19 protein-coding genes and 1 riboswitch are annotated in these 19098 nt (G+C 57.9%); of the genes, 9 read left to right on the top strand and 10 right to left on the bottom strand.

The genetic code is table 11. The features are described from left to right. Nucleotides 1–144: 144 nt before the first annotated feature. Nucleotides 145–1077: an isopenicillin N synthase family dioxygenase gene (locus tag LEPTO7104_RS0100710; RefSeq protein ID WP_017296617.1), complete on the bottom strand. Its 933-nt coding sequence runs from the start codon at nucleotides 1075–1077 to the stop codon at nucleotides 145–147. Nucleotides 1078–1287: 210 nt separating this feature from the next. On the opposite strand from LEPTO7104_RS0100710, the gene LEPTO7104_RS0100705 reads away from it, so the two are divergent. Then, nucleotides 1288–2052, top strand: coding sequence for a peptidylprolyl isomerase (locus LEPTO7104_RS0100705; protein ID WP_017296616.1), 765 nt, complete (start codon nucleotides 1288–1290; stop codon nucleotides 2050–2052). A 39-nt stretch (nucleotides 2053–2091) separates the two neighbouring features. Here LEPTO7104_RS0100705 and ispG read toward each other — a convergent pair whose 3' ends face one another. After that, nucleotides 2092–3321 (bottom strand): (E)-4-hydroxy-3-methylbut-2-enyl-diphosphate synthase, encoded by a 1230-nt coding sequence (gene ispG / locus LEPTO7104_RS0100700; RefSeq protein ID WP_017296615.1) that lies wholly within the window; start codon nucleotides 3319–3321, stop codon nucleotides 2092–2094. Between the two features lie 189 nt (nucleotides 3322–3510). Continuing rightward, complete coding sequence (locus LEPTO7104_RS0100695) at nucleotides 3511–4212, bottom strand: MBL fold metallo-hydrolase (protein ID WP_017296614.1); 702 nt, start codon at nucleotides 4210–4212, stop codon at nucleotides 3511–3513. A gap of 195 nt (nucleotides 4213–4407) precedes the next feature. On the opposite strand from LEPTO7104_RS0100695, the gene LEPTO7104_RS0100690 reads away from it, so the two are divergent. The 3 genes from LEPTO7104_RS0100690 to LEPTO7104_RS0100680 all read left to right on the top strand — a co-directional run bounded on the left by LEPTO7104_RS0100690 (nucleotide 4408) and on the right by LEPTO7104_RS0100680 (nucleotide 6803). Beyond that, nucleotides 4408–5874 (top strand): site-2 protease family protein, encoded by a 1467-nt coding sequence (locus tag LEPTO7104_RS0100690; protein WP_017296613.1) that lies wholly within the window; start codon nucleotides 4408–4410, stop codon nucleotides 5872–5874. A gap of 52 nt (nucleotides 5875–5926) precedes the next feature. After that, complete coding sequence (locus LEPTO7104_RS0100685) at nucleotides 5927–6319, top strand: hypothetical protein (protein WP_017296612.1); 393 nt, start codon at nucleotides 5927–5929, stop codon at nucleotides 6317–6319. Between the two features lie 208 nt (nucleotides 6320–6527). Then, nucleotides 6528–6803, top strand: a complete 276-nt coding sequence (locus tag LEPTO7104_RS0100680; protein WP_017296611.1) for a UBP-type zinc finger domain-containing protein — start codon at nucleotides 6528–6530, stop codon at nucleotides 6801–6803. Between the two features lie 754 nt (nucleotides 6804–7557). On the opposite strand, the gene LEPTO7104_RS32160 is transcribed toward LEPTO7104_RS0100680, so the two are convergent. The 3 genes from LEPTO7104_RS32160 to LEPTO7104_RS32155 all read right to left on the bottom strand — a co-directional run bounded on the left by LEPTO7104_RS32160 (nucleotide 7558) and on the right by LEPTO7104_RS32155 (nucleotide 11714). Beyond that, complete coding sequence (locus LEPTO7104_RS32160) at nucleotides 7558–9888, bottom strand: COR domain-containing protein (RefSeq protein ID WP_225886904.1); 2331 nt, start codon at nucleotides 9886–9888, stop codon at nucleotides 7558–7560. A gap of 257 nt (nucleotides 9889–10145) precedes the next feature. After that, nucleotides 10146–10937, bottom strand: a complete 792-nt coding sequence (locus LEPTO7104_RS0100670; RefSeq protein ID WP_017296610.1) for an IS5 family transposase — start codon at nucleotides 10935–10937, stop codon at nucleotides 10146–10148. Nucleotides 10938–10973: 36 nt separating this feature from the next. Continuing rightward, nucleotides 10974–11714: a leucine-rich repeat domain-containing protein gene (locus LEPTO7104_RS32155; RefSeq protein ID WP_051158463.1), complete on the bottom strand. Its 741-nt coding sequence runs from the start codon at nucleotides 11712–11714 to the stop codon at nucleotides 10974–10976. Between the two features lie 147 nt (nucleotides 11715–11861). On the opposite strand from LEPTO7104_RS32155, the gene LEPTO7104_RS32150 reads away from it, so the two are divergent. Both LEPTO7104_RS32150 and LEPTO7104_RS0100655 read left to right on the top strand, forming a co-directional pair. Then, entirely contained in the window at nucleotides 11862–12101 is a 240-nt protein-coding gene (locus tag LEPTO7104_RS32150) for a ribbon-helix-helix domain-containing protein (RefSeq protein WP_017296609.1), read from the top strand. 79 nt (nucleotides 12102–12180) lie between these two features. Then, entirely contained in the window at nucleotides 12181–12558 is a 378-nt protein-coding gene (locus tag LEPTO7104_RS0100655) for a hypothetical protein (protein ID WP_017296608.1), read from the top strand. Between the two features lie 24 nt (nucleotides 12559–12582). Here LEPTO7104_RS0100655 and LEPTO7104_RS0100650 read toward each other — a convergent pair whose 3' ends face one another. Next, the gene (locus tag LEPTO7104_RS0100650) at nucleotides 12583–13077 is read right to left on the bottom strand and encodes a molybdenum cofactor biosynthesis protein MoaE (RefSeq protein ID WP_017296607.1); all 495 of its coding nucleotides are present in this window, start codon (nucleotides 13075–13077) and stop codon (nucleotides 12583–12585) included. A gap of 256 nt (nucleotides 13078–13333) precedes the next feature. Here LEPTO7104_RS0100650 and LEPTO7104_RS0100645 point away from each other — a divergent pair, with 256 nt between their 5' ends. Next, nucleotides 13334–14110, top strand: coding sequence for a YdcF family protein (locus LEPTO7104_RS0100645; RefSeq protein ID WP_225886903.1), 777 nt, complete (start codon nucleotides 13334–13336; stop codon nucleotides 14108–14110). A gap of 155 nt (nucleotides 14111–14265) precedes the next feature. On the opposite strand, the gene LEPTO7104_RS0100640 is transcribed toward LEPTO7104_RS0100645, so the two are convergent. After that, on the bottom strand, nucleotides 14266–15276 hold the full coding sequence (locus LEPTO7104_RS0100640; protein WP_026072246.1) for an aspartate carbamoyltransferase catalytic subunit: 1011 nt from the start codon (nucleotides 15274–15276) through the stop codon (nucleotides 14266–14268). Between the two features lie 166 nt (nucleotides 15277–15442). Here LEPTO7104_RS0100640 and LEPTO7104_RS32145 point away from each other — a divergent pair, with 166 nt between their 5' ends. Further along, on the top strand, nucleotides 15443–15937 hold the full coding sequence (locus tag LEPTO7104_RS32145; protein WP_017296604.1) for a hypothetical protein: 495 nt from the start codon (nucleotides 15443–15445) through the stop codon (nucleotides 15935–15937). Nucleotides 15938–16165: 228 nt separating this feature from the next. Here the strand turns inward: LEPTO7104_RS32145 and LEPTO7104_RS0100630 are convergent, their stop codons facing one another. Together LEPTO7104_RS0100630 and LEPTO7104_RS0100625 are read right to left on the bottom strand one after the other, a co-directional pair. Beyond that, nucleotides 16166–16654, bottom strand: a complete 489-nt coding sequence (locus tag LEPTO7104_RS0100630) for a universal stress protein (RefSeq protein WP_017296603.1) — start codon at nucleotides 16652–16654, stop codon at nucleotides 16166–16168. A gap of 189 nt (nucleotides 16655–16843) precedes the next feature. Next, a riboswitch (cyclic di-AMP (ydaO/yuaA leader) is annotated at nucleotides 16844–17000 on the bottom strand. Nucleotides 17001–17256: 256 nt separating this feature from the next. Further along, complete coding sequence (locus LEPTO7104_RS0100625) at nucleotides 17257–18234, bottom strand: aldo/keto reductase (protein ID WP_071527152.1); 978 nt, start codon at nucleotides 18232–18234, stop codon at nucleotides 17257–17259. A 104-nt stretch (nucleotides 18235–18338) separates the two neighbouring features. Between LEPTO7104_RS0100625 and LEPTO7104_RS0100620 the strand changes: the two genes are divergently transcribed. Then, on the top strand, nucleotides 18339–18890 hold the full coding sequence (locus LEPTO7104_RS0100620; RefSeq protein WP_017296601.1) for a peroxiredoxin: 552 nt from the start codon (nucleotides 18339–18341) through the stop codon (nucleotides 18888–18890). Nucleotides 18891–19098: the final 208 nt, after the last annotated feature.

Raw genomic sequence — 19098 nt, 5'->3', positions numbered from 1 at the left:
TCTTACCGTCTCCTATCCTCGTTATCTTCCTTACCTTCCCTATCTTTCTCATCCCCTCACCTCCCCCACCTTCCCTATCTTTCTCATCCCCTCACCTCCCCCACCTTCCCTATCTTTCTCATCTCCTCACCTTCCTTACCTTCTTTAGCTAACCGGCTCTACCTGAATCTCCCCCAGCCGCTGGGCCAGATAGGCAGCGGCGGTAATCGGCGGAAACTGAGCCGTGCCCCCGGTGCGCTCCACCAGCGTTGGCTCGGGGGTCAGGTCTACCTCGGGCCGGGGATGGACAAAAAACGGCATCGACAGGCGCGCCTGATTGTTTGACTGGGGATTGACCACCCGATGGGTGGTGCTCTTAAACAGACCGTTCGTCAGACTTTGCAGCATATCGCCCGTATCGACCACAATCTGGCCGGGATGGGTCTGCACGGGCAGCCACTGCCCCGTCCGGGTCAAAATTTCAAGCCCAGGGGCGGTGGCTTCGCAAAGCAGCGTAATCAAATTGATGTCTTCGTGGGGAGCGGCCCGCAGGCTGCCCAGGGGCGCCACCTCCACCGCCGGATAGTGGGCCAGGCGCAGCACAGTGTTGCCTCCGGTGGCCATGGCCACCAGCCAGTCCTGGGGTTGGCCTAGATACTCGGCGCAGGCTTCGAGCACCACCTCAGCGCAGGCCATAAGCTGCTGGTAGAGGCGGGTCATAACCGGGCGAAAGGAGGGCACCTCCTGGGGCCAGGGAGCCTCGGCATGGCTGAGACTGTGGCGGTTGATATGCCAGAACTCTTTCAGGTCTGGGACGGTGTACCCCTTGGCCTGCTCGCTGCCCAGGCTGGAAAATCCGCCCGACCCCTGCTGCTGGGGCAGTGAGTATCGCACCTTGGCCGCTTCCGGCAGGGCAAACACCGCCGCCGCCACCTGATAGGCCCGCCGCACCACCTCGGGCGAAACCGGGTGCGGTTCGAGGATGAAAAATCCTACGTTCTCAAGGGCCTGGCCTAGGGTGGCGATCGCCCGCTGCCGCTCTGCCGTGGTACTCAGCAGATCGGGGTAAGACACCACGGGAATGGTAGGCCGAGGCATGGCATTGTCCTTGGGGACGAAATAACAGATTGGGTGGATTGTAGCAGCCCGGTCAATCCCAGACGACCTGCCCCAAATTTTTGCCGCAAATCCCTGGGCTGAAAGTCTGTAAAGCCCAGCTCATCCAGCCTTCACGGCCTGCACCACGGGGAACGACTGCGCAGAATGCGATAAGGTTGGGCTAGTTGGTCCGCTGCGCTCTTTTTTACCGTGAATACCCCTTCGACCCACGATTTTAGCCCGGTTCTAAGCCTTGGCTCCCAGCTGTTGGCCGCCGCCGATGTGCTGCCCCTGCTGCGTCGCTACGGCATGCTGCCCGCCCTGGTCAAAGAACTAATCATCGACCAGGTCACTGCCGATATTGCCCTGACTCCAGAGCAGTCGGCCCAGGCCATTGAGGCGTTTTTGCGAACCAATCAGGTCACCAGTCCTGAGCAGCGCCAGAATTTTCTAGCCCAGCGGGGCATAACCGAAGCCGATCTGGTTTTTTTTGCCGAGCGAGCCCAGAAGCTACAGCAGCACAAGCTCGATGCCTGGGGTGCCAAGGTTGAGTCTTATTTTTTACAGCGCAAAAGCAACCTCGACCGGGTGCTGTATTCCCTCATTCGCACCCGAGAAGCGGGCCTGGCCCAGGAGCTTTTCTTTCGCATTCAAGACGACGGTCAGCCCTTTGCCGACCTGGCCCGACAGTACTCCGAAGGGCAGGAAGCCCAAACCGGCGGCCTGATTGGCCCCGTCGAGCTATCGGTGCCGCACCCGACCCTGGCCCGCATTCTCTCCATCAGTCAGCCGGGGCAGCTCTGGCCTCCCACCCGCGTGGGGGAATGGTTTGTGGTGGTGCGGCTGGAGAAGTTTCTGCCCGCCCGTCTCGACGAGGCGACCCGCCAGCGCCTGCTAGATGAGCTGTTTAACACCTGGCTGCTTGAGCAGGTGCAAGCCACCCTGAGGGAAAATTCCCCCACCGCAGACGAGTAAACCCCGTCTCCTCCCGTACTCCCCTACTCCCATACTCCCCTAGGGCTCAACCCATCGCCCATCGGCCTTGATCAGGTTGATCAGCTCTGCCACCCCTTGGGCTTCGGGGACTTTTTTGATCTCATCGCGGCCCCGGTACAGGGAGATATAGCCGGGGGTTTTGCCCACGTAGCCGTAGTCGGCATCGGCCATTTCGCCAGGGCCGTTGACGATGCAGCCCATGACGGCAATATCCAGTCCGGTGAGGTGTTTGGTGGCTTCGCGCACCTCGTGGAGCACATCTTCGAGGTTAAACAGGGTGCGCCCGCAGGAGGGGCAGGCGACATATTCCACCATGGTCTTGCGCAGGCCCAGGGCCTGCAAAATGCTGTAGCACACCGGAATTTCTTTTTCTGGCGCTTCGGTCAGCGAGACGCGAATGGTGTCGCCGATGCCCTGGGCCAGCAGGGTGGCGATTCCGGCGGTGGACTTGATGCGGCCGTACTCGCCATCGCCTGCTTCGGTGACGCCCAGGTGCAGCGGGTAATCCATGCCCAGCTCGTCCATGCGGTGGGCCATCAGGCGGTAGGCGGCGACCATGACCGGCACCCGCGACGCCTTAAGGGAAATCACCAGGTTATGAAAGTCGAGGGATTCGCAGATGCGGATAAATTCTAGGGCCGACTCCACCATGCCCTCGGGGGTGTCGCCGTAGGTAAACAGCATTCGCTCGGCCAGGGAGCCGTGGTTGACGCCAATGCGCATGGCTTTGCCCTGATCCCTGAGGGAGACCACCAGGGGCTCTAGGGTTTCGCGAATTTTGGCGCCAATGTCTTCAAACTCGGTTTGGGAATAGCCGGTGCGATCGGTCTGGGGCTTTTCAAACACGTAGAGGCCGGGGTTGATGCGCACCTTGTCTACGTGCTTGGCCACTTCCAGGGCAATTTTCATGCCGTTGTGGTGGACGTCGGCCACCAGGGGGACAGGTTGGTAGGTATCTTCTAAGATTTTGCGAATGTCGGCCAGGGCTTTGGCGTGGGCCATACTGGGCACCGTGACCCGGACGATTTCACAGCCGATTTCGTGCAGGCGGCGAATGGCAGCGGCGGAGCCTTGGATGTCGAGGGTGTCTTCGTTGATCATCGACTGTACGACCACCGGGTGGCCGCCCCCAATGGTGACGCTGCCTACGGGTACCGGGCGGGTCTGGCGGCGGTAAATGGTAGGGGCGAAGGGATCAAAGGCGGGGTCGATGGGGGCTTGGGAGACAGGGTTAGGAAGCGTTTGCATAGCCTTTGCTCAATGGTTGCCGGGGCGGGGAAACAGGGATGGTGGCGATGGCCCAGAGGGCCGGTTTATGGCGATCGCCTATCTTGCATATCCACTTCCCAGAGTGCCACAGAATGGCGGATCGAGATAAGGGAGCGACAAAACCTGCCGCCTGTTTGGGGTGCCGATGGGATGCAGAATTCACTGTGGCTAGAGCAGCGCCTGTGCCCCCCGCAACTGGTCGATATCGATCTGCTGTAGCCGTTCGTAGGCGCGATCGATGGTGCGCTGCCCCCGCAGAAAGCCCGTGCTGGCCCCGGGGCAGAGATGGGCCAGAGTATCGGCGGAAAAGCGAGTTTTGAGCGCCTCTACCTGCCGCAGCTGACGGGGCCAGTGAAAGGTCTTGGCCAGCCGCAGGGGCTCTGGCTGGCCCTGGCGGTTGGGCAGCAGGTGCCGTCCGGTAAAGAGGGTGCCTCCGTAGGCACTGTAGTAGAGGCAGGCCGAGCCTGGGGAGTGGCCAGGGGTCCAAAAGGCCTCTAGCTCAGGGCTAAACCTGAAGCTGTGATGAAAGGTGGTAGTGGGGGTGTCGGGCAGCAGGTAGGCCTCCTGTTCCTGAATCACCACCTGACAGTTGAGGGCTTTTTGGATGGCCGCCGCTCGACCAATGCCCCCCCGATGGGTGAGAAAGAGCCACCGCACGCCGCCGCGTGAGACCAGCCACTCGCGGTGGTCCTCGTCCCAGGCGGGAGAATCGATCAGCAGATTGGCGGGTCGAGCGTCAGAGGTGTTGTTTAGAATGAAGTAGGCGGTGGCTCCTTGGGTATCGCGGTTGGGGGGGAACACATACACAGTGTCGAATACTGAGCGCGGAGCCTTGGGGGTGGGGGAAATCGGGGCTGAAGCTGCTGTCATGGGGCGCAGGAGAAGGGGTGAGAAACACCTTTGAAACGCCTATACTAACGGAACCCCGTCCCCGCTGTCTGGGCCAGTCCTATGTCCCGGCTGCCTGAGTCGGTTTTGTAAATCTGCCTCCATGGCCTGTCTTTACTGAAGCGGATTGCTCTGGCTTCACTCTGGCTTCAATCGTCGCACTCCACTGGCTATTCGATGGTGTTTTTCTGGCTTTTAGTTCTTGGTCTGCTGACCTATGTGCTGCTTGAGCGCAGCGTTAGCCGTATCACCCGTACTCCGGTGTGGCTGCTGTGGCTGGTGATGATGTTGCCAGCGTTTATTCTCACGGGTTGGGTGATCGTCAACGGCAGCGAAGCGCCTGCGCCTACGGCCCTGCTGCTGGGGCTTTTTGTGGCCTGTCCGCTGCTCTATTGGGCGCTCATTCAAAAGGGTCGCCGCTCCGAACTCAAGGCCACCCCGGCGGCGGCGAGCGAGCCCCCTGCCGCCCCACCGATACCGCCCAAACCCGCTGCCCTGCGCCCCATCGACAAAGACGAAGAGGCCATGCTGCAGGGCTGTTTTCCGTGGTCGGTGTATTACCTGCAAAACATTGAGTACCGTCCCCAGGCGATGATCTGTCGGGGGCAGCTGAGGGCGTCGCCGACAGTGGCCTACGATACGGTGCGCGACAATATTCGCCGCCACTTTGGCGATCGCTTTTTGGTGCTTTTTCAGGAGGGTTTGCAGGGCAAGCCGGTGTTTGCGCTGGTGCCTAACCCCCAGACGGAAAGGAGCGATCGCGCCCAACCCCTCACCCGTCCGGGGCTGGCCCTGGGCCTGCTGACCGTCACCCTGTTCACCACTACGGCGGTGGGCACCTACCTGGCCGGGGTCACCGAGGCCCAGCTCCAGGCGTCGCCAGCCCTGATTTTGCAGGGGCTGCCCTACGCCCTGGGGCTGCTGATTATTTTGGGCTGCCACGAGATGGGCCACTACCTGGCCGCCCGTCGCTACGGCATGCGAGTCACTCTGCCCTACTTCATTCCGGTGCCGTTTTTTCTGGGTACCCTGGGGGCGTTTATTCAAATGAAGTCGCCGGTGCCCAACCGCCGCGCCCTGTTTGATGTGGGCATTGCCGGGCCGCTGTCGGGGCTGGTCGTGGCGATTCCCCTCCTGCTCTGGGGGCTGAGCCAGTCGACGGTGGTGCCCATGCCCAAGGATGGCTCCAGCCTGCTGAACTTTGAGGCCCTAGACCCCAAGGCCTCGCTGATGCTGACGCTGCTCTCCAAGCTGGTGCTGGGGGCCAACGTGTCTGCCGACCAGGCGATCCACCTGCATCCGGTGGCGATCGCGGGCTGTCTGGGCCTGGTGGTCACGGCCCTCAACCTGATGCCCGTGGGCCAGCTCGACGGCGGCCACATTGTTCACGCCATGTACGGCCAGCGGATTGGCGGCGTTGTTGGGCGCGTGGCCCGGCTGCTGGTGTTTGGCCTTGCCCTGGTCCACCCAGAGCTTATGATCTGGGCCATTCTGCTTTTCTTTATTCCAGCGGCAGACCAGCCCGCCCTCAACGACGTCAGCGAGCTGGACGATCGCCGCGATTTTCTGGGGCTGCTGGCCTTGACACTGTTGGTTATGATTGTGCTGCCAGCGCCGGGCATTCTCACCCGGCTGCTGTACTAGCTCCGGGGCCAGCTCGGCTCCGATTCTGGCTCTGTTGTCCATCGTAATTGCCATGTCCCAAGACCTGACCCAGTGGATTGCGGAGGTGCGCACCCTCCAACGGCAGCTTGCCGACACCCAAAAAGACCGCGACCAGGCCTACAACAGTGCCGCCAACTGGCGTCGCCTTTACGAAACCGAAGCCCGCCAGCGCCGCGAGGAAACCGTAGACTTTCAGGCCCAGCTGGAGGCCTTGCAGCAGCGTCTGGCCGCTGCCCCTAGCACGGTGCTTGGGCAAGACATTGCCGCTGTTGACTCGCTGCTCGGCCTGCAGCAGCAGCTCGATGGGCTGGTGCAGCGCTGCCAGGAGCTGACCCAGCGATTGCAGGCCGAGCAGCAGGCCCACGCCCAAACTCGCCAAACCCTTACCTCTGCCCTAGGCGATACCTTCGACGCGCTGAAGTGAGTTTTGCCGCCCTGCTCCGGGTTGAACTCACATATCAGGTAGGGGGTGACCACAATGATTAACCGCGATCTAGAGATGACCGTAGCGCGTGCCGCCAGCGGTGGGAGTCAGCATGGTGCAGCGCGTGAGCAGCTCCGCGCTCAAAAGACTACAGCTAAATTACAACTAAATACAATCATCAATTTCATCTTGCGGCAGGGATTTTTCTATGAGTTGTCAACATCTCAACGACTTTACGGCAGAAACGATTATTCCCAAGGCAAACTATCCGGTCTTTCGCTGCGAAGAGTGCATTCGGATTAATGGCCGCTGGGTGCATTTGCGCATCTGCCAGACCTGCGGCACAATGCTGTGCTGCGATTCTTCTGAGCACCAGCACGCTCGTCGCCACTACGAAACCACAGGGCATTCTGTCATTAGCTCGGCTGAACTGGGCGAGCAATGGCTGTGGTGCTACATAGACCAACAGGGAAAAGACTACTGAATTTACTTTAAGCGGGCAGAGGTACAATCGCGATGTACATCTTTTCTGCCATTTATCTACTTTCAGTAGGCAGGTAGCTTAAGCTCACCTTTATCTATAAGGGTTTCAGGGGTTTTCTGCACCACTAAGGAGACTCTCGGTAGCCTACTCATTGACGGGCTAGACAGCCTAGAGCGAGCAGAAGGCCACGCAGCCACCGACGGCTGGTGGGAGCAAGACCGGCTCGACCTGGTCGCGAGCCATCAGAATCGGCGCAATGCTTAGGATCGCTGTTTCATAGCCAGCCCGCCTGGATCTGAGAGAGCACTTTGGGTATCTAGCAGAGAGCGATTATGACAAAGCCTTAGATTTTTTTGATGCCGCTCGCGAAACCTTTGCGACTTTGGCCCATACGCCCAGTATGGGAAGCGCTTACCCCAGTGCCCAGGAACGGCTCAAAAGCCTGCGCAAGTGATATGTGAAAGGCTTCAAACGATATCTAATTTTCTATCGCCTTTCAAACCAATAGCATCGAAATTGTTAGGGTTTTCTAGGGTGCTCAAGATATTCAAACCCTGCTCGATCGAGACCAATAAAGGCTATTGCGTTCTGCTGACAAGGCGGCGCACTAATTCTCTTCGCAAGCGCCGATGCTGACCCAGCTGGTCGAGCCATCGTGCCAGTGCTCCTTCTTTCAGATGGTAGTGGTATTACGTGCATAGACCTGTTGGTGGTGAGTCGAGTTTCGTCTCTAGGTGGTTGTATACCGCTCAATCTAATATTCGCTAACAAAATCTGTGTGAACCCACAGAAACTCTCGCCGCTTGTTCTGGACTCGCACTAGTCCACCAAAACCAGGGTCTTTGTCTTGGAGCAACGTGTGGAGTTCTCGGAGCATTGCCCCTTGGGCGCGAATGGCTTCCCCTTGTTCAAACTCGGCACCATCGCGTTTGGTCTGCCAATCGACGGCTGTGTTGCTGCCTTTGATGCCAAACTCCAGGCTTTTTTGGCCGAGATCCAATTCTTCTTGAATGCCTTTGTAGGTGGCATCATCAAGCATGAACTGGGTGGTTGAAGCGGCAACAGGTAAGACCAGGCTCAGGGTGCCGGTAACGAGTTTAAAGTAGGGCACCGCTTTGGTAAACCACTCACGGTTGAGTTCGAGTTCATAGACGCCCTGCTGACTACCTTCATTAAGCACGGGCAGAGGTTTGCGGGCATGTTCGCACCAGAGGGTGAGCTGAAATTTTTCGCTGATCCACTTGGGGCGATCGAAGAACCCAGGGTTAACGGGCTTGAAGCTGAAAAGGCGCGGGCCGTCTTTGGCTTCATCGGTGAGCATTTGCATGAGGTAGGCAAACTGCTGATCGATTTGGCTCATAATGGCTTGCTGATCTTTTGACAACGCTTGATGCCGTTGCTGCTCTCGATGATCGAGCGTTACCAAATCTCTACGAATTACTTTAAGTTCGTCTTTAACAACCGTACGAAATTGTTCTAGGCCAAGATCTTGAGACGGGGCAGGAGTAGTTGCAGCATTGTTTAGCAGCTGATCGATATTTTGCCACTCGTCGCAGCCCGAAACCGTACAGGGAAACTCTGGGCGATTCTTCTTTTTGCTTTCGATCAGTTTTTGCACCTCGAATAGCCCATGTCCGGGGGCTTCCATGCCGCAGGGAGCAATGCAAGGCACCATGATGTTGCAGTTCAGCCCTTCCCAGAAACTCTCCACAAGCCATTTGACTTCTTCGGTGAGGTAGGAGAGAAATCGTTCTGGATAGGCGGCGCGGACGGTGATTTTGACATCGTTGCCGATGTGCTCTAGCAGGGCGCGACCGTTGTAGTCGTTGTCGAGCATGAGGCCCCGCTGCCAGTGGATGCTGTCTTTGTAGTTGTTTCGGCCCAGGGAGTATTTGTGCAGGCGCACGATGAGCTGGTAGAACAAGCCTTCGGCGTTGCCGCTCTGACCGCGATCGTCCACAATGCGGCAGATTTGCACCTGTTGTCGGTCTCCCCCTTCTGGCTGTTCGTCCCAGTTGGGCAGCTGATCTGGCCGCTGGTCGGGCACGAGTTGGGCAATCAGGCTGGTGGTGCTGGCTGCGGGATTTGCCGGGTCGAGGACAACTTTGTAGGACAGGTCAAAGCGCTCCATTAGCCGCAGAAAGATGGGGTGGAGTTCTTTGGGATAGCCGGTTTCGCCCTCAAAGGGGGGATAGCTCCACAGGTGACTGAGATGGTCAAACTCGACTAGCCCATTGCGCTGGCGGGTGGTTTCATCGTCAAGAACGTAGCTAATGGCTTTGGCCAACCAGTCGGGCTGGAGGATGACGATGTCTTTCAGAATTTCGTCGTAGTCGTAGTGGATGAGATAGCCGAGGGTATGGGATACGCGCACAAACAGTTCGGCAGCAAAGCCCTCTAGCCCATGCTCCTCGCAGAGGGCAAGCACGTCTGCGTAAGGCATATGGGTTTTGCCAGATGCTTCGAGCAGTTCACGAATTTGCTGCCATTTAGTAGGTACAAGACGACCCATGCCGGGTAAAGTAGCGGCAACATTGGCAATGGCCTCTCGCAATTCGGCAATGCCGGTACAAGTATGAGTGTCGGGATGGGGCTTGCTATCGACATGAAAGAAGCCGACAACCGTATCGCTGCCAAACAGGTCAATTAATTCTTGCCGGTCAATATCGGGCTGGCGCTGACCAGGGCCGCCGTGGGTAGCGACCACTAGCACTTTGGCATCGGGTTCACGATGTTTGATCAGCGTAATCCACTCTTTGACAAAACCCTGCTGCGGCCCCTCTCGTGGCTTCCACACTACCAAATAGACGGCAGTCGAACTAAAAAATAGCTGGTGGGTGGGACGATATACTCGCTGACCACCAAAATCCCAACCGTTGAGGGTAATATCCGTTTCGATTTTGGCGGCTTTGACCGTTACTGGCTTAATTTCAATGCCATGAGTTGTGGAGCGACTATCTACCCATTGATCTCCCCGTAAAGCTCCTAACAGGCAACTCTTCCCAACCTCACCTTCGCCAACCAGAACCAGCTTTGCTTCATTCAGCTCCACCTCTCCATCTATTCTTGCCCGTAAATATTGCATTACGGATTTAATACCTTGTGTATAAGCAGCAGCAAGGTCTGAAGAAAGAGGATTATTCTCAAGGTCCAGCTCCTCTAAATAGATTAAATTGGCCAAGGATGCTGGCAAATCCTGAATATCATTTCCAGCAAACTTTAGATACTTCAGATTTCCGATCTCACAAATCCAACTTGGGACAACTTTTAACAAGCATTTTTCAGCAAAAAGTTCTGTGATGTTCCTTAGAGGACGTTTTAAAAGATCTGAGGGGTCAAAAATTATGCCAACCGCCTGACCATAATACGGATCATGGCCAGGTAGATGAGGGTCTCTGAGGTTTCGGGTAGCAGTTCATAATCTCGCACCAAACGTCGGCACCCCATCAGCCAACCGAGGGTACGCTCCACCACCCAGCGTTTCTTGAGCAGCACGAACCCTTTAGTTTGTTGAGGTCGCAGCACGACTTGGAGAATCCAACGACAGGTATCCATCACCCACATCATGAAAGCAGGGCCATCAAAGCCCCCATCCGCCCAAATAATGGTCAGTCTCGAGATGGCAGGCCCCATCGCTTTGACGCGCTTGAGGAGTTGCTTACCCCCCTCACGCTCCGGCACACTGGCGGCGGTGACCAGCACCCGCAGCACCAAGCCGAAGGTATCGACGCCCAGAAACCGTTTACGTCCTTTAATCTTTTTGCCCGCATCATAGCCAACGGCCTCATGCACCATGGCCGCGCTTTTCACGCTCTGACTATCGATGACGGCTTCTGACGGTTGAGGGTGTCGGTCTTGCTCAATCCGAGTCCACTCGCGCAAGTGGTCATGAATGATGATCCAGGTGCCGTCCTTGCGCCAGTTCCGGAAGTAGGTGTACACCGTCTGCCATGGCGGAAAGTCTCCCGGCAAGGCCCGCCAACGGCACCCTTCTACCAGGAGATACATCATGGCATTGAGCAGCTCCCACAGATCCACGCTGCGGGGTCGTCCGCCTGGTTTGGCCTCAGGCAGCAAGTCACTCAGCAGCTCGTATTGGGCACGGGTTAAATTGCTGGGGTAGTCTTTACTCATCGTCTCACTCCGGCATTGCTGACTTCTATCTGCAACTTACACGGAGTGAGCTTTTTTACCCACGGACCGACTTTTCAAACACCCTCTTAGCTGCCGGAGCTGCATTGGAAGTTGGCTCAGTGGATTCCCGCTACCAAACGCTCCCAGCCTAAGATCCCCTAAATCAATCAAGTCTTTCATTGATAAAGGCAAACTAGTCAAATTATTCCCATCGACCCCTAAGCCCCTTAAGGATCGAAGCTCTCCAATCCATTCTGGAATCTCTCCTAAGCAATTATTTTGAATGAAAAAACGCTTCAATTGCTTTAGTTGTCTTATGGACTCAGGAATTTCATCAAATAAATTCCATCCCAAGAAAAGGCCTTCTAGGCAAGCTAGTGAAGCGATCCCATCAGGTAGTTTTGATAATTGGTTATTAACTAGATCAATTACTTTTAACTGATCAAGGGTAGTAATCGCATCTGGCAAACTTGTTAATTTGTTATAGGATATTTTAAGGTTTTCTAGCTGGGTGAGCGCGGCGATCGCCTCTGATAATTCCGTCAATTTATTCTCAGAGAGGTTAAGCGATTGCAACTGGGCCAGAGCCGCGATCGCTTCCGGTAATGCCGTCAGTTGATTGTTATGGAGGTTGAGCGATTGCAACTGGGTGAGAGATGCGATCGCCTCTGGTAATTCCGTCAATTCCAGGTGACTGAGATCGAGTTCTGTCGCTCCCTCTTGGCGAGCTGCTTCAATCCGCCGTTCTGCTTCCTGGTAGGCTTCGTTGCGCGCCATTTGCTCTCACCCGCATTTTTTGCTGCCTCTGTTATAGCCCTTACCCTGGCGAATCTAGCAAAAGGCATAAACTAAAGGCAGGCTCCTATCGCTCGCTCTCACAAGCCCTGACATAGAAAGCCTTTAGCCGCTTGAGGAACCCCCACCGTGAGTCACATCACCATTTCTCTGCCCGACAACCTCAAAGCCTATGTAGATGAGCAGGTTGCCCAAAGCGGCTACGCCTCTGCCGATGACTACTTCCTGGCCCTGGTGCGGCTAGACCAGCGACGGCGGCAGGCCAAAGATTCCCTAGATAGCCTTCTTATCGACGGGCTAGACAGATTGGATCGAGGCGAAGGCAGCGGAGCCACCGACGGCTGGTGGAGCAAGAGCGGCTCAACCTGATCGAGAGCCGCCAGAGTCAACACAAGGTCTAGAATAAAGCAGCCTATGCCAATCACTGCTCCATAAACAACCTATCGAAATGGCTGAGTTGACCATTCGAATTTCAGACGAGTTGGCGGAACAATTAGAACCCATTCGTCACCGTCTACCCGAGTTATTGAGCCAATTAGTGGGCGAGGGCGTTTCCACCTCAACCTCTTTAGCAGCGGCGACCGCTCACTTGCCAGAGATTCCCCAGGCTTACCTCGAAGTCCTCGATTTTTTGGTGACTCGCCCCACGCCACAAGATATCCTCGCCTTCAAAGTTTCTTCCGCAGCCCAAAACCGCCTCAGTTCCCTGCTCGACAAAAACCGTGGAGGGATCCTAACAGAGGCTGAGGTCGCCGAGCTTGATGTTTACGAACAGCTTGAACATTTGATGATTCTCATGAAGGCTCGGACTGAATTATCTGGGTAGCTGGGTGGCCAAAGCCAGAAAATTTCAGCAACTTTCTGAACCCTGCTCGCAGGCCCCAATGCTAACCCAGCTGGTGGAGCCATCCTCCCAGTGCTCTTTCTTCCAGATCGGGGCGTTGTGCTTGAGGGTGTCGATCGCATACTGACAGGCCGCAAACGCCTCCGCCCGGTGGGGGCAGCCCACCGCCACCAGCACGCTAATGTCGCCCACGGCAAGTTTGCCGGTGCGGTGGTGGATTGCCACGCGGGTGGCATCGGGCCAGGTGGCTCGAATTTGGGCGGCAATTTGCTTAAACACCTCCAGGGCCATGGGTTCGTAGGCCTGGTACTCCAGCGCCACCACCGCCTTGCCTTCGCTGTTGTTGCGCACCATGCCGCTCATCACCACCACGGCCCCGTTGGCCGGGTCATCGGCGGCGGCGTAGACCTCCGGCAGCGAGAGGGGGGCAAAGGCAACCCGCAGGCTGTCGGCAGGGGCAGCAGGGGCGGCAACGGCGGCAGTGGGAGACGAACTATGCATAAAGAAACGGTAAAAAACAGCAGGGGTGGCACAGGTTTAAAATAACTTCGTCTACCGTAATGAACGGTTACACGGTGGAGGGGAGTAGGACTAGCCTAAGCGGGTCAGGGCCGCAGCGGCCGTGAAAGGCCGAGCTTCGCCTGTCGGTTGTGTCGCCCTTGGGCCAGTATGGAGGCCGACATTCTCCACCGCCAATGCCGTGCATTATAGAACGAGCATCTTGAGGCTGATGTCTTAGCCCAGCTGGAGGTCTACCGTGGTTGATATTTCAATGTGTGTGGTTACGTCTGCGGGGCACCTGACGCGATCGATATGGCGGCTGCTCAACCTGGTTTTGCAGCCCAGCCTGATGCTTCCCTTGCTGACCTTGCTGATTGCCGCCCCCTGGATCTTTCGCTCCTGGCCGTGGAAGCGCCAGGCCAGTCTGGCGGGGGTGCTGCTTTTGCTGCTCTACGGTCTGGGGCTGTCGCCGCTGGGGGCCAAACTGGGCGGTGAAGGCCTTTCCCTGCTGATCCCCCAAGACAATGGCCAGCCCGCCGATGCCATTGTGGTGCTGGGGCGGGGAGGCGATTTTCGGCCCAGCCGAGTCCGAGTGGCGGCCAAGCTGTGGCAGCAGCAGCGGGCACCGCTGGTGTTTGCCAGCGGTCGCGGCGATGCCACCGAAATTCAGGCCATGCTAGAGGCGGCCGGGGTGCCAGCGGCAGATATCGACGGCGAGCCCTGCTCGGCCACCACCAACGAGAACGCCATTTTCACAGCGGCGCTGCTACAGCCCCGAGGCATTGAGCGGCTCATTCTGGTGACCGACCCGCCCCACATGGCGCGATCGCTGCTCACCTTTCGCAGCCTGGGGTTTGAGGTTACCCCCCACCCCAGCCCGGTGCCCAGCAGCCTGAACTTTAGGCGGCGGCAGTTTTTGGTGCTGCGGGAGTGGGCAGGCCTGATCGGCTACGGTGTAATGGGCCGCTATTTTGCCCGAGACATGAGTCATCCCAGGTTTGGCGCGCAGGCGGGGGCGGAGGTGATGGGGTGACGGGGTGATGAGGTGATGAGGTGACGGGGTGATGGGGTGACGGGGTAGTAGGGTGACGCTAACGCCCCCACGCTCCCACGCCCCCACGCTCCCACGCTCCCACACTCCCACGCTCCCACGCCCCCACGCTCCCACGCTCCCACGCTCCCACGCCCCTACACCCCCTTATCCCCCACTCCCATCAAATACAGCAAAGCCATACGCACAGCAACGCCGCTAGTAACCTGGTCGCTGATCAAGCTCAGGGCGGGGTCATCCATCAGGTCGGAGCTGATTTCAACACCGCGATTCACCGGGCCGGGGTGCAGCACTTTGACGGTGGGCTGGCAGGTACGCAGGCGATCGCGCGTTACCCCAAACCCCTGGTGGTACTCCCGCAGGCTGGGCAGCAGGTGCTGGGCCATGCGCTCCTTTTGCAGGCGCAGGGTCATGACAAAGTCAGCGCCCTCCAGGGCCGGGGCCAGGGTGCTGTGCTGGACGATGGCGCGGGGAATATCGATGGGCGACTGGGCGACAAAGGCGTCGGCAAAGCCGGGCGGCAGCAGGGTGGGCGGAGCGGCCAGATGCACCTCAGCCCCGCAGGCGGTCAGGCACCACAGGTTTGAGCGGGCGACGCGGGAGTGCAAAATATCGCCCACCAGGGCAATTTTCTTGCCTGCCAGCAGCGCCGCCGTCGGTTGATCCGGATTTAGGGTCAGACCCAGCGTGAATAGATCGAGCAGGGCCTGGGAGGGGTGGGCGTGGAGGCCATCGCCCCCGTTCAGCACGCCGACCCCAGTGTGCAGGCGGTCCATTTCGGCGGCGATCGCCCCCGGCACCCCCGCCTCCTGGTGGCGAATCACCATCAGGTTCGTGCCCATGGCCAGGTAGGTCTTGGCGGTGTCTAGAATGGTCTCACCCTTAGTCAGCGACGAGGTGCCGGGGGCAAAGTTGAGCACGTCCGCCGACAGCCGCTTGGCGGCCAGCTCAAAGCTGCTGCGGGTGCGGGTCGAGGGCTCAAAGAACATGTTGGTCACCACCAACCCCTGTAGGGCGGGCACCTTACGGGTGCGGCGCGACAGCACCTGCCAGAAGCTCACCGCCGTTTCCATCACCGTTTCAAACTCTGCCGCCGTAAAATCGGCCAGCGACAGCACATGTCGTCGATTCCAGGGAGCGCTTACCATGGTCCGTTGTTCAAGCCCAGTGCAATACCGTCCTCACCATACCCGGCCTGGGGCCTCAGAAATAAGGTCGGGGCTGATTGCCGGGGCATTTTTCCTAGCCCTGGGAGGTCTTCTGGGAGGCTGCGCTGGGGAAAAGGGCGGAACGGCGACCCTGGCACCAACCCCGGTGACCTCGACCGAGCCTGCGATCGCCCCCGACGACCCATCCACCGTTCAAACCCTAGAGTCAGTCCCTAGCCCTGCTGACGCGCTGGTAAACGCCACTCGCCTGATCCAGGCCAGGGCCAGGCGGCTGGTGGTGCCCGCCGACCCGGTTGCCGTCGACCTCTACACCGTCGACGATCGCTGCGAAGGGTATCAGAGCGAGCCAGTTCAGGTGCCCCGTCCTCAGAGCATGGAGACCACCGTCGCCTGGATTATGGCAGAGCAGGCAATTCCAGACCTCATTCTCTCGGGCTACCGCACCAGCTTTGACCCCGCCACCAAAACCGTCACCATTGACCTGCGGGTGGCCCGCAACTCGCGCCGGGTGCTGCAATCGCTGTCGCTGTGCGAGCAAAAGGCGCTGCTGGGCAGCCTGCGCGAGACGCTCATTCATCAACCCGACTGGAAGATTGAGGCGGTGACATTTACAAACCGAGGCAACCCCCTGGCGCTGTAAGTCACGCCCACAGCTTGCTCTATTAACGGCTAACTAACCACCTAAATCTGGCCCGAATTCAGGATCAGGCAATTCAGCAGAATGCTCACCATAGAGACTGCTATAGCGTGGGTTTCGTCCCTCGGCCCATGGGCTTTTAAGCCAAATTCTGCTAACTTCCGTGGGTCGCACTACGTTTGACCCACGCTACATGTCTGGCGTGAGGCTGATCCCAAATTGGCGTTAGAGCTAGCCCGGCAGGCCCAGGACTGAGCAGGGGGTTTGGCGGGCTAGCTGCTGCACCAGGAGGTGCTTCCGGCTGTGGCAGCCCAGCAGCATAATTTCTGCTTTCATCTCTCGGGCCACCTGGCTCAGCTCAGTTGCCACCTGGCCAACCCGCAGATGGGCGTCTAAGGCCCCCCTCCATTCGCTGGCCAAACAGCGAGCCTGCCACAGAATGCGATCGGCGTTGGCGATCGTTTTAGGCCGGGTTTTATCAACCACGTACACCACATGCACCAGCACCGGGTTTGGCTTGGCCAAACGGGTTTGATGGGCCATGCACAGGGCTAAATCTAAAGCCGCCTGACTATGGGCTGAACCGCTAAACCCAACCACAAAACCAATCGTTTTTGTATCTGGATGGGTTTCCAAATCGGGTTTTATGGGTCTGGGCAGCAGCACCATCCGCTGGACCAAATCGCTACGGCCGAGGGCTGCCTCAAGGCGCGTAATCATGGGTTTGAGCGCAATACACTCGCTGAACGATGGAGTATCGGCAACTGAAACTGACCGCCTTGATTGGGCAGTGGGGCGCGATTTTAACCGCATAAGACCCTCCTAGAGTCTAGTTTGTGTACAGCGAACAAGCCGTGATAACACGACTTAGGACACTGAACAATCAACGCATTGGCAAAGGCTGATGGTTCAGTCTCCCCTCAGTGCCGACGAGGTTAGCTGACGGGCTAGGGCTGAGAGATACCCCTTTCCGATTACCCTCCGATGGGTATGGCGAACTCGAAAATACGCCCCTTTACTGGTTCCCCCGCTCAAGGAATGCATTGTGCTTCAACACAGTCGCAGCACAACGTTTCACCTGGATTAGGCTGACTTGTTCAACATCTAAATTGTAGAAGCGAAAAACTTAGAGTGTCAACAAAATCTTTGCGTTATGTGACTAATTGTTTTGACCCGTGTGAATTTATCTAGAGTGTCAATTATTTTTATTTTTTGGCAGAATTCCTGTCTAAAACTATCGCATTCAAACGCATCAGGAATAGATTGACAAGATAACAAATCTTTTAGTTTGAACATCCTCCCAACGGAATATGTTTTGGTTTTTAGCCATAGTTTTGGGTGAGTTGACCGAGGCGATCGCGCTCTTCTGGGGTTAGCTCCCAGCCCAGGGCTCCGGCATTTTGTGAGGCTTGGTGAGCATTTTTAGCGCCGGGAATGGGCAGCACGTTGCCCTGGCACACCAGCCAGTTGAGGGCCACCTGGGCAGGGGTGCGTTCCCTATTTTCGCCAATTTCTCGCAGCGCTCGAATTACGGGCATGAGTTTGGTCAACCCCTCCTGGCTAAAGCGCGGGTTGAGCCAGCGGGCACCCCCAGGTTTGAGCCGGGTTTCGGGGGTGTATTTCCCTGTTAACAAACCCTGGGCCAGGGGGCTGTAGGCCAGAATCGTTACGCCCAGTTCTCGGGCCGTTGCCATCACGCCGCTGGTTTCGATGTTGCGGTAGAGCAGCGAGTACTGCACCTGGTTTACGGCCAGAGGCACCCCCTGTTCCGCCAAATAGCTGTGGGCCTGGCGCATCTGCTGGGCCGAGTAGTTGCTCACCCCCACCGCACCAATGCGGCCCCGCTTTACCTCAGCGGCCAGCGCCTGCATGAGATCCGTTTGGTTGAGCAGAAAATCGAGTGGCCAGTGCACCTGGTACAGCGCCACCGAGGCCACCTGAAGGCGATCGAGGCTGGCGGTTAAGGCATCGGCCACCGACTGTTTAGAAAATCGCCAGGGCAACGGAAAGTACTTGGTCGCCAGGATGGCCTGCTGGTCTGCCGACTGGAATCGCTGCTGCATGAAGCTCCCCAGCAGACGCTCTGACTGACCAAAGCCGTAGATTTCGGCGGTGTCGAATAGTCTCAGGCCTGCGTCCAGAGAGGCGTTGAAGGCGGCCTGAAGATCGCTGTCGCTGTAGGCTTTGCCATAGTCCCAAAAGAGCGAATCGCCCCAGGCCCAGGTGCCTACGCCAAGGGCCGGTACAGTCAAACCTCCAGGACCGAGGGAGACGGTTTGTAGATTGGCCATGGGGGACATAGGACAGGCTCCGGGGCGGGAATGGGGTTACTGCTTTATTGTAAACTTTAGTAAAGAGCTTTCAGAATTCCCCTGCCGAGATCCGCCCTGAGGAGGAACGTTCCATGAACCGCCGTCAACTGCTGCAAACTGCTTTGGGGCTTTGCCTGGCCTGCCTGAGCTGGGCTGTCTCTCCCCTACCGGCTCTGGCCATGGGAGGGCCGCAAATTCCCCTGGGAGAGATGGCCCCAGACTTTACCCTGCCGACCAACGCTGGCGACGGGGAAATTTCCCTGGCGGACTTTCGCAATCAGTGGGTGGTGGTGTATTTCTATCCCCGCGATTTCACCTCGGGCTGCACCATAGAGGCCCAGCGATTTGAGCGCGATATCGCCGAGTACAAAGCCCGCAAGGCTCAGATTGTCGGCATCAGCGCCGACAGCGTGGAGTCCCACGCGGAGTTTTGCGATGCCGAGGGGCTGGAGTTTCCGCTGCTGTCTGACCCGAAGGGCGAGGTGAGTAAGGCCTACGGCTCGTGGCTGGGGGCGATGTCGCTGCGGCACACCTACATCATTGGCCCCGATGGCACGATGCAGGCCCGTTTTTTGGGGGTGCAGCCGGTAATTCACAGCCAGGAGGTGCTGGCGGCCCTGGACGAGTTGCAGGCCAATTCCTAGGCCACAATGGCGGTGACGCGATCGCGCGGGGTATTTAAATCTGATAGCGGTGCAGCGCCCGTAGCCGGGCCTGCTCCTGATCGGGGGAGCTGGAGCTATGCGGTTCCATAGGAATTATGGGCCTAGAGCAGTTTTCGCCCTTGACTCTGGACTCTGGTTGACTGACAAAACCCTTGAAGCCCTTGTGCTGCCGTAGGTTGGGTGAAGC

It is taken from the genome of Nodosilinea nodulosa PCC 7104 (assembly GCF_000309385.1).
GTDB classification, from domain to species: Bacteria; Cyanobacteriota; Cyanobacteriia; order Phormidesmidales; family Phormidesmidaceae; genus Nodosilinea; species Nodosilinea nodulosa.
This window is presented reverse-complemented; position numbering and strand designations above follow the sequence as displayed.